This is a genomic window from Mycobacteriales bacterium (assembly GCA_035504215.1).
GTDB lineage: Bacteria > Actinomycetota > Actinomycetes > JAFAQI01 > JAFAQI01 > DATAUK01.
The window spans coordinates 1-10,261 of the sequence record DATJSI010000115.1 but is presented as its reverse complement, the minus strand read 5'-3'; the positions used below and the strand labels follow the sequence as shown (position 1 = coordinate 10,261).

The 10,261-nt window shown below is 68.8% G+C and carries 9 protein-coding genes; 7 read left to right on the top strand and 2 right to left on the bottom strand.

Annotation, left to right across the window (positions count from 1 at the left end):
* The 4 genes from VME70_13990 to VME70_13975 form a co-directional block, all read left to right on the top strand.
* Nucleotides 1-592 (top strand): AAA family ATPase (locus VME70_13990; protein HTW21310.1); only part of this gene is annotated, 592 nt, incomplete at its 5' end.
* A complete protein-coding gene (locus VME70_13985) occupies nucleotides 589-1,203 on the top strand; it encodes an ATP-binding cassette domain-containing protein (protein ID HTW21309.1) in 615 nt (204 codons plus the stop codon). The genes VME70_13990 and VME70_13985, both read left to right, overlap by 4 nt.
* Nucleotides 1,204-1,207: 4 nt before the next feature.
* Nucleotides 1,208-2,071, top strand: a complete 864-nt coding sequence (locus VME70_13980; GenBank protein HTW21308.1) for an endo alpha-1,4 polygalactosaminidase — start codon at nucleotides 1,208-1,210, stop codon at nucleotides 2,069-2,071.
* 58 nt (nucleotides 2,072-2,129) lie between these two features.
* Nucleotides 2,130-2,528 (top strand): hypothetical protein, encoded by a 399-nt coding sequence (locus VME70_13975; GenBank protein ID HTW21307.1) that lies wholly within the window; start codon nucleotides 2,130-2,132, stop codon nucleotides 2,526-2,528.
* Nucleotides 2,529-2,673: 145 nt separating this feature from the next.
* Here VME70_13975 and VME70_13970 read toward each other — a convergent pair whose 3' ends face one another.
* A complete protein-coding gene (locus VME70_13970; GenBank protein HTW21306.1) occupies nucleotides 2,674-5,097 on the bottom strand; it encodes an amino acid permease in 2,424 nt (807 codons plus the stop codon).
* 122 nt (nucleotides 5,098-5,219) lie between these two features.
* Here VME70_13970 and VME70_13965 point away from each other — a divergent pair, with 122 nt between their 5' ends.
* Together VME70_13965 and VME70_13960 are read left to right on the top strand one after the other, a co-directional pair.
* On the top strand, nucleotides 5,220-7,049 hold the full coding sequence (locus tag VME70_13965; protein HTW21305.1) for a DUF4118 domain-containing protein: 1,830 nt from the start codon (nucleotides 5,220-5,222) through the stop codon (nucleotides 7,047-7,049).
* Nucleotides 7,046-7,744, top strand: a complete 699-nt coding sequence (locus VME70_13960) for a response regulator (GenBank protein ID HTW21304.1) — start codon at nucleotides 7,046-7,048, stop codon at nucleotides 7,742-7,744. Before VME70_13965 ends, VME70_13960 begins: the two co-directional genes overlap by 4 nt.
* A 5-nt stretch (nucleotides 7,745-7,749) precedes the next feature.
* Here the strand turns inward: VME70_13960 and VME70_13955 are convergent, their stop codons facing one another.
* A complete protein-coding gene (locus VME70_13955) occupies nucleotides 7,750-8,022 on the bottom strand; it encodes a hypothetical protein (GenBank protein HTW21303.1) in 273 nt (90 codons plus the stop codon).
* Between the two features lie 162 nt (nucleotides 8,023-8,184).
* On the opposite strand from VME70_13955, the gene VME70_13950 reads away from it, so the two are divergent.
* Nucleotides 8,185-10,261, top strand: a 2,077-nt coding sequence (locus VME70_13950; GenBank protein ID HTW21302.1) for an RNA degradosome polyphosphate kinase, incomplete at its 3' end; no start/stop codon positions are given.

The following is a 10,261-nucleotide window of genomic DNA, read 5'->3' as shown; positions in this document are numbered from 1 at the left end:
CGCGGACCCACTCGCGGGCCGGCGGCTTCGTGCCACCACGGTGGCGTTGTTGCTGCAGGAGCCGTCGCGCGCCCTGTTGCCCTATGCCAGCCCGACGCTCGCCCTCGCCGGCGCAGGAGACCCCGACCCGGCGGCAACGCTGTCCGACTTCGCACTGACCGACGTGGTCGACCACCCGGCGCGCGAGCTGTCAGCCGGTCAGCTTCAACGGCTCGCACTCGCCCTCGTCATGGCTCGCCGGCCGGGCTTGTTGCTCGTCGACGAGCCGACCAGCCGGCTCGACCCGTCCGAGCGCGACCTCGTCATCCGCACGCTGCACCAGGCCGCCGAGCGGTCCGGCGCGACGCTGGTGGTGGTCACCCACGACCCCGCGGTCGCCTCGACCTTCGAACGGACGCTCTCGATGCGTGACGGCCGGGTGGGTGCAGAAGGCCGCGACGGCACGCAGCTGGCCGTCGTCGGGGCGGACGGGTCGATCGCCCTGCCGGCCGAGGCGCTCGAGGTGCTCCCGCCGGGCCACTACGCGCACGTCGAGGTCACCGGGCACGGCATCCTGCTGCGGCCGTACGACGAGGACGGCGGCCGCCGGTGACGCTGGTCTGTCGGGGCCTGACCGTATCGGTCGGCGAGCGAACGTTGCTGCCGGCCACGGACATCGATTTGACACCTGGCAGCTCCCTCGCCGTCGTGGGACCCAGCGGCGCAGGCAAGACCTCGGTCCTCACCGTCGTCGCCGGACTCGCGCCTCCGACCGACGGCATCGTCTCCCTGGACGGCACCGACGTACGCGAGACCGGCCGAGGCAACATCGGTGTGGTCACCGAGCCGGTACTGCTGGCCGCAACCTTGACCGTCTCGGAGAACATCGGCCTGCCGCTGCAGGCGAGCGGCTGGGAGCCGGAGGACATCCGCGAACGGGTCAGCGAGCTGATGGATGAGCTCTCGCTGGTCGGCATCGCCGACCGTGAGTCGACCCGGCTATCGGGCGGCCAGCGCCAGCGGGTGGCCGTCGCCCGCGCGGTCGCGCCCCAACCACCGCTCATCGTCGCGGACGAGCCGACCAGCGAGCTCGACCACGACAGCCGGGAGCGCGTCGTCGCGGTCCTGCATCGGGCGACCCGAGCCGGCAGCATCGTCGTCCTGTCGACCCACGACGAGTCGGTCGCCGAGACCTGCGGTCAGATCATCCGGCTGGGACAGTAGCGACATGCCGATGGGAAGGCATGCGCTCAGGTCGTTGACGGTCTGCGCCGCGGTGGCGGCGATTGCGGCCGGCACCTGGTCGACCGGCGCATGGTCGACCAGCGCGATGGCACTGGCCCGCGTGCCGGGCGTCGCGAAGGTTCAGCTGCCCCCAGCGAACGGCCGGTTCGACTACCAGATCGGTGGCGCGTACAAGCCGCTGCCCTCGGTCCGGATCGTCGATCGCGATCGCACATCTCATCCTGCGCCCGGCTTCTACAACATCTGCTACATCAACGCGTTCCAGACCCAGGCCTACCAAGATCGCTGGTGGAAGAAGTACCACCCCGGACTGCTGCTTCGAAAGAACGGCTCGCTGGTCGAGGATCCCGGTTGGCCCGGCGAGATCATCCTCGACACCGCGACCTCCTCCGACCGGCACAAGCTGCTCGCCATCGAGGAGGGCTGGCTGCACATCTGCAAGTCCAAGGGGTTCAACGCGGTCGAGCCGGACAACCTCGACTCCAACACCCGCTCGAAGGGGCTGCTGACCCGAGCGGACGACGAGACGTTCGCCAAGCTTCTGGTCGCGAAGGGTCACGCGGACGGGCTCGCAATGGCGCAGAAGAACGACGCCGAACGCTCGGCGCATCTCAAGCGAACCGCGCACTTCGACTTCGCGATCGCCGAGGAGTGTCAGGTCTACAGCGAGTGCAGCTACTACTTGAAGGCGTACGGCGACCAGGTCTACGAGATCGAGTACACCGACGACGGGCGCAAGTACTACCACGAAGCGTGCGCGGCGCGCGGCGACCGGATCTCCATCATTCTTCGCGATCGCGAGGTTGTGGCCCGTGGCCACAAGGGTTACGTCTACGAAGCCTGCTGAAGAACGCGAGCGTTCGTCAGCGGCGCAATGCCGTTCCGTGAGACGGCTCGGATCACGGATGTGTGTCCCGATCGCGTTGATCGGCCTCTGCCTGGTCGGCTGCAGCGACGGAGGTGGCGAGTGCTCCTCCACGTCGCCGCTGCACCAGGGCGTACTTGTCAGCGCGTCGGGCTACTTCGCATCACACCCGGCGGCCCGGACGCTCACGGTCTGCGCCGACCATCGGTGCGCGACCTCCACGTCCTATGAAACGACCCTCCAGCCCTTGAACAGCGATCACACCCTGCACCTTCGGATCACGGTCAGGAGCATGCACCGCCGGACGCTTATGCGGAGGTCAGTGGTAGCCACGTATCGCCTGCGTCACACCAGCGACAACTGCGGCTCCTCAGCCGCGGTCCGCAGCCTGACCATCGCCATCTCCCAGGACGGCGCCGTGCAGGTGCTCTCCCAGTAGCCGTCCCAAGCATGGTCCTCGGGGACTTGCGTACGCCGGGCTCCTGGTGCCCGTCGATGACGGCTCGGGGCGCACGCATGGCCCATCAGTGGCGCGATAGGCCCATCAATGGGCCATCGGTGCGGACGAAGGGCGGGTCCAGACGCTAGGTCGATGCCGCGTGGTGGCTGGCGGGCTTGAGCTGGTAGCGGGGGTTCGCCATCGCGAGCCGGCCGTGGTGACTCATGGTCCGGCCCGTCGCCGTGATCGTCGCTCCTGCTTTCATCCCGGGAATCGACCGCCGCCCGTAGAACAGCAGCTCCAGCCCACCCGTGGCGTCGACCACCTCGCACACCAGCATCGGGGAGTCGGCGAGCGGCTTGAGCCGCACGCTTCGGATCCGCCCGTGGATCACCGCCGGCTGGCGGGCACCGAGAGTACCGATCGGGTCGGGTCCGGGCGCCAGGTCATCGGCCAGCATCCGGTTGAGGTCAATGTCGGGAGCGGCCGCGCCGTTGCCACCCGCCGGCACTGCCCGCTCGCCGGTTGTCGGCGCCGTCCCTGGCGCCTTGGGCGTCCGCGGCGCCTTCATCCGCTTCGGTCTGACCGCGCCGCCGACCGACAGCACGGCCCGGTCCGGCCGTGAGGTGTCGAAGGGCACGATCGTGGCCGCTGCGTTCGGCAGTCTGCTGATGACCGCGGCGATCTTGTCCGCCGTACGGTCGTGCAGCAGCCGTCCGAGGGCGGGCGCGAACCCGCGACGCGGCAACAGCACCGTTACGTGCGTGCCCGGGACGGAGGTCTCCCGCAGGACCAGCTCGAGGGCAGCCCGGCCCAAGCGCCGATCGGGAGTGTCCACGATCTCCAGCGGGATGCTCTGCGCGGTCTGCTCCCACTGCTGCTCGAGCTGATGGGCGGCGGTGCTGTCGAGGTTGAAATGCACCGCACGCAGCTCGGTGGCCTTCAACGTCTGCCCGTAGCGGATCGCGCCGATCACAGCGAGGTCGAGCTCGTTGACGAAGATCAGTACGACGTGGCGCGTGAAGTTCGGCGGGCAGGACAGCACCTCGGGTTGGATCGAGCCGAGCACCTCCGCTTCCTCGCGGTACTCGCGGTTGAGCCGGATCAACACGAAGACCAGCGCCGGGAACAGGATCACGATGACCCATGCGCCCTCGGTGAACTTCGCGATGGCAAAGATTGCGACGACGATCGTCGACACGACTCCCGACGTCATGTTGATGGCGATGCTGCGCCGCCAGTTCCCCTCCTTGGTCTTCGAGAAGTGCTTCGCCATCCCGTAGCCGGCCATCGCGAACCCGGTGAACACGCCGATCGCGTAGAACGGGACGAGCTTGTTGACCGTGGCGTCCGTCACCAGCAGCAGAGCGGTCGACACGGCGGCAAGTACGACGATCGCGTTGCTGAAGACCAGGCGATGCCCGCGGCGCGTGAGCTGCCGCGGAAGGAAACGGTCCTCCGCGACGAAGTTGGCGAGGAACGGGAAGCCGTTGAAGCTCGTGTTTCCACCGGTGTACAGGATCAACGCGGTGGCCGCCTGCACCACGTAGAACAGCACGTTGCCCAGCCCGCCGTACCCGAAGGCGGCGCGTGCCTCCTGGCTGATGACGGTCGGGTATCCGGACACGTACGGCGTGGCGTGCGTCAGATGCGCGACCCACGAAACACCACCGACGAGAAACCCCAGCGTGCAGGCCATGATCAGCAGCACCTTGCGCGCGTTGCGGCCCTCGGGCGGACGGAAGGCGCCGACGCCGTTGCTGATCGCCTCGAACCCGGTGAGCGAGGACCCGCCGTTCGCGAACGACCGCGCCAGCACGAGCAATGTCGCGCCCTCGATGAAGCCGTTGCGCTTGCGGATCGGGTAGATCCCCTTCGCACTCAAGTGGTTGTGAACGCTGAAGACGATCAGATGACCGGTGATCTCGCGCGCAATGCAGATGATGATGACCGCGCTCGCCATCGTGATGAAGAAGTACAGCGGCACGGCGAATGCGCGACCGGCTTCGCGGATGCCGCGGAGGTTTCCCCAGAACAGCAACGCGATGACGATAAGACTGAGGACGAGAGTGCCGTGATGATCGAAGTGGTTGCCGATCGACGGAACGGCGGATACCACCGCAGCGGACCCGGCGGCGGTCTGGATCGACACCGTCACGACGTAGTCGATGAGCAGCGCGACCGCAGCGATCTGCGCGACTCGCGGGCCGAAGTTGTCCCGCGCAACGACATAGGAGCCGCCGGCCTTCGTGTAGACCGAGAGCACCTGACGGTAGCTGAAGAGCAGGAGCATCAGGATCACGAGAATCACGCCGGTCAACGGGAGGACGAGCGTGAAGGCGGCGAAACCCGCGTAGGGCAGCAGCCCGATGAGCATTTCCTCGGTGCCGTACGCCGAGGACGAGATGCAGTCCGGTGAGAGAACGCCGAAGGCGACCGGGTTCGCGAGCCGCTGCTCGACCAGTTGATCGGTCACCAAGGGGGGCCCGAGCAGCCTGCGCTTCACCCGGTAGCTGAGGCGCTCCGGAAGGCTCACGTCGATCGGAAGCGGGCGCGCGGCGTCGTCCACGGCTCGACGGTAGAGCGCAAGATCGTCCGCGGCGTCAAGACGGCGTCAAGACCTGCCTGCAGCGCGTGAAAAAGGTATTAAGACCCTGGCTTTCGGCGGTAGTCGGGCGTGTTCTCGATCTTGTGAGCACTGAGACGCCGCTGATCCGGCCGGCGCCCGCGCACTTGGTGCTGCCGGCCGCTGCCGCGGCGCTACTCGGTCTCGGCGCCCTCGCGGCCGGCCTCAACGGTGCACTGCCCGCGGACGGCGTTCTTGCGATCGCTGCGGCGATCGTCGTCGTCGCCAGCGCGGTTTCGCGGCTGTCCACCGCCGCTTCCGTGGCCGGCATCGCATGGCTGACGACGATCGCGTTCTCCGCCGCGCCGTACGCCGCGCTGACCGCGAGACACCGGCCAGTGGCCTTGTCCGCCATCGTCCTCACGACGGCGGCTGTCATCGGACTGGGTGCCGGCGCGACGTCACGGGGATTTGGGATCACACTGGAACACGTGGTTCCGCCCGGGCATCCGGCGAGCGGCCCTCGCCGGCCGTCCCTCGCCGACTTCGTCGCGGCGGTCGGTGGGCGGCGCAGGCGGCTCGGTGTCGCCGTCGCGATCGTCAGTCTCAGCGTGCTCACGCTCCTGCTGTCCGTGATCCGGGCCGACCTCAACCTCGCCGACGACCTGCTGATCTACCTGCTCGCCGTGGTGACGGTGGCGGTCGTGGGTGGCTTCGGTCCCGCGGTGCTCGCAGCGGCCGCTGCAAGCCTGTGCCTGAACTGGTTCTTCACTCCGCCGTTGCACACCCTGACCATCGAAGAGCCGAGGAACCTGCTCGCGCTGCTGCTGTTCGTCCTGGTCGCGATGGCGGTCTCGAGCGTGGTCCACGTGGCCGCCAGGCGCGCAACGCTGGCCAGCCAGAGCGCCGGCGAGGCCCAGTCCATGCTCGGTCTCGCTCGCACCGTGCTCGGCGCCAACGACACTCCTAGCGACGTCCTCCAGCACCTGCACGACGACCTCGATGTCGACGCCGAGCTGCAGGAGCAGGTCAGCGGGCGCTGGGTGCGCATCGCGACGACCGGGGAGATCGATCCGGACCGCGCGCGCACGTTCGTCGTCCGCGGCGACCTCCGACTCGTGGTTGCTGCCGACGACGCGACGAATGTGGCGCCCGCGCTGCTCGAGGCGGCGTCGCGCCTGGCGGCGGCCGCGCTCGACCGCGACCGGTTGCGCACGCAGGCGTCGCAGGCCGAGGCGCTCGAGGCGGGGAACCGGATGCGCACCGCCCTGCTCGCGGCGGTCAGCCACGACCTGCGGACGCCGCTCGCCTCCATCAAGGCAAGCATCAGCAGCCTGCGCCAGCCGGACGTCGCCTACTCCGCCGCCGACGAGAGCGAGCTGCTTGCCGACGTCGAAACGGCTGCGGACCGGCTCGACGGCCTGATCGCGAACCTGCTCGACATGAGCCGCCTGCAGACCGGCGCGTTGCAGCCGTTCGTCCAGCCGGTGGCGGTCGACGAGGTGGCTCCGCTCGCCCTGCACGGTCTGCCCGGGGCCGGCACCGTCCGCTTCGACATTCCCGAGGACCTGCCACTGCTGAGGGCCGACGCCGGCTTGCTCGAGCGCGCGCTCGCGAACGTGGTCAGCAATGCGTTGCGCTACTCCCCCGCCGACCGCCCACCGATGTTGCGGGCGCGCGCGGCGCCCGACGGACTGCGGCTCACGGTCATCGACCACGGGCCGGGTGTCATCGCTGCGCAGCGCCAGACCATGTTCGAGCCGTTCCAGCGCCTCGGCGACCGCGATAACGCGACCGGCATCGGCCTCGGGCTGGCCGTCGCTCGCGGGTTCACCGAGGCGATGGGCGGCACTCTCGTCGCCGGCGAAACCCCCGGTGGCGGGTTGACGATGACGATGACCCTCCCGGTTGCCGTCGACCCCGCGAACGTCGAGGCGCCGCGGTCCCAGGCATGACAAAGGTCGTCGTGATCGATGACGAGGCGGCGATCTGCCGTGCTCTGCGCATCAACCTGACCGCCCGCTCGTACGACGTGACGACCGCGAGCGACGGGATCAGCGGGCTGGCCACGGTCTCGCGGGAGCGTCCGGATGTCGTCATCGTCGATCTCGGGCTGCCCGACATGGACGGCGCGGACGTGATCCGAGGCATTCGTGGCTGGTCGTCCGCGCCGATCATCGTGCTGTCGGCCCGCGAGCACGAGACGACGAAAGTGGCCGCGCTCGACGCCGGCGCCGACGACTACATCACCAAGCCGTTCGGGATGGACGAGCTACTTGCCCGGTTGCGCGCCGCGGTCCGCCGGGCGGCGCCGGCTCAGGACGCGCCGGTCATCACCACGCCGGACTTCACCATCGACCTGGCCGCGAAGCGGGTCCGGACGGCCACCGACGGCGAGATCAAGCTGACCCCCACCCAGTGGCAGCTGCTCGAAGTCCTGGTTCGCAACCGGGGCAAACTGGTCACCCAACGCCAGCTCCTGCGCGACGTGTGGGGCCCGGCGTACTCCACCGAGGTCAACTACCTGCGGGTGTACGTCGCGCAGCTACGACGCAAGCTGGAGCCGGACCCGTCACGCCCCCGCTACCTGCTGACCGAGACCGGCATGGGCTACCGCTTCGACAACGAGGCGGTCGCTGAGCAGCGATGAGCGCGTCAGCCGGCGCGCTGTCGGAGTTGGTTGCGCACGCTGCGGTCCACCAGAACCGGGACGAACTGGGTCACCTTGGCCGTCGACATCGAGCCGTAGGCCTCGGTGACCAGCTTGCGTACTTCCGGATCGGGCACCCGGCCGGAGAACTCGGCGGACAGCCGCTGCGCCACCTTGTCGACCTGGTCGGCGAGTGAGAGTGTCGGCCCCATGCGCAAACCGTTACGTCCCCACCCGGACGGCGCAAGCAGGCGCGGGTTGTCCACAGGTCTGTCCACGTTCGGTCATGATCGTTTGGGGTGATTGTTCACCCCTCGTTCATCAGGCGTTCATGATCATCGGGGCCAGCCGCCCGGTCCACCGACGAGAGTAGGACAGTGAGCACGACCAGCCAGAGCTCGCGCGACCTGCCTCGCTACGCCGAAGATCTGGCCGAGGAGATCGAGGACCTCGGCCACACCCCCGAGCCGGCCGATCGCGAGGTCGATCCCGACCGCTTCCTCGACCGCGAGTCGAGCTGGCTGCAGTTCAACGAGCGGGTGCTCGAGCTCGCCGAAGACCCCGAGACCCCGCTGCTCGAGCGCGCGCGGTTCAGCGCCATCTTCGCCGACAACCTCGACGAGTTCTTCATGGTCCGGGTGGCCGGGCTGCAGCGCCGGATCGCCACCGGCCTCGGCATCGTGTCACCTGCCGGGCTATCCGCCCGCGAGCAGGTGGAGCTGATCAGCGAGCAGGCACACGAGCTCAGCGCCCGCAACGGTGAGCTGTTCCGCAGCCAGATCATGCCGGGGCTGAAGGAAGCCGGCATCGAGGTCGTGATGTACGCCGACCTCGAGGACGAGGAGCGCAAGGCCGCGGACGCGCTGTTCGACGAGCACGTGTTCCCCGTGTTGACCCCGCTCGCGGTCGACCCGGCACACCCGTTCCCCTACATCTCCGGGCTGTCCCTCAACATCGCGATCGTCGTGCGCGACCGCGAGAACGGCCGGGAGCACTTCGCGCGGGTGAAGGTCCCACCGCTCCTGCCGCGCTTCATCAGCGTGGGTGCGCGGCGGTTCGTACTGATCGAGCAGGTGATCGCGGCGCATCTTCCGGCGCTGTTCCCCGGCATGGACGTCATCGAGGCGTCGTTGTTCCGCGTCACCCGCAACGAGGACCTCACCGTCGACGAGGACGACGTCGACAACCTCCTGCAGGCCCTCGAACGCGAGCTCATGCGCCGGCGGTTCGGCCCGGCGGTGCGCCTCGAGGTGGAGGCCGACATCGGCGAGCGCGTCCTCGACCTGCTCGTCCGCGAGCTCGACATCAGTGAGGCGCAGCTGTATCGCGTGAAGGGCATGCTCGACCTCGCCGGGCTCTGGCGACTGGTCGAGCTCGACCTGCCGGCACTGAAGTACGACGTCTACCCGCCGGTCACGCAGCCGCAGCTACGGGCGAGCGGCGAGGGCAAGTCGGCGGTCGATGTCTTCGCCGCGATGCGCCGTCGCGACGTGCTGCTGCATCACCCCTACGACTCCTTTGCGACCAGCGTGCAGGCCTTCGTCGAGCAGGCCGCAGCTGATCCCGCCGTCCTCGCGATCAAGCAGACGCTCTACCGCACCAGTGGCGACTCCCCGCTCGTGGACGCGCTGATCGACGCCGCCGAGGCCGGCAAGCAGGTGCTCGTCGTCGTCGAGATCACAGCGCGCTTCGACGAGCAGGCCAACATCAAATGGGCCCGGGCGCTGGAACACGCCGGCTGCCACGTCGTGTACGGCGTCGTCGGCCTGAAGACGCACTGCAAGCTCGCCCTCGCCGTACGCCAGGAACCCGACGGGTCGCTGCGCCGTTACGCGCACATCGGGACCGGCAACTACAACCCCAAGACCGCTCGGCTGTACGAGGACCTCGGCCTGCTCACCGTCGACCCCACGGTCACGGCGGACGTCGCCGACCTGTTCAACCACCTGTCCGGCTACACCAAGCACCGCGACTACCACACGCTGCTGGTGGCACCGGACACGCTGCGCAGCGGCCTGCTTGCCCGCATCGCCCGCGAGGCCGAGCACGCGCGCGCCGGCATCGCGTCCGGGATCACGCTGAAGCTCAACAGCATCGTCGACGAGCAGATCATCGACGCGTTGTACGACGCATCGAACGCCGGTGTCCCCGTCGAGATCGTCGTGCGCGGGATGTGCTGCCTTCGACCCGGGGTGCCCGGCGTCTCGGAGAACATTCGCGTTCGCAGCATCCTGGGCCGCTTTCTCGAACACTCCCGGATCTTCCGGTTCTGCAATGACGGAGCCGAGGACATCATGATCGGCAGCGCCGACGCGATGCACCGCAATCTCGACCGGCGGGTCGAGGCGCTCGTCGAGGTGCACGACCCGGAGGCGCGCGCCGGCCTGCAGCGGCTGCTGGCACTCGCGACCGATCCGGGCACGTCGGCATGGGAGCTCGACCCGGATGGCCAGTGGCACCGGCAGACGACGAACGAGGAAGGCGAGCAGCTGCGGGACTACCAGCTCACGCTGCTGC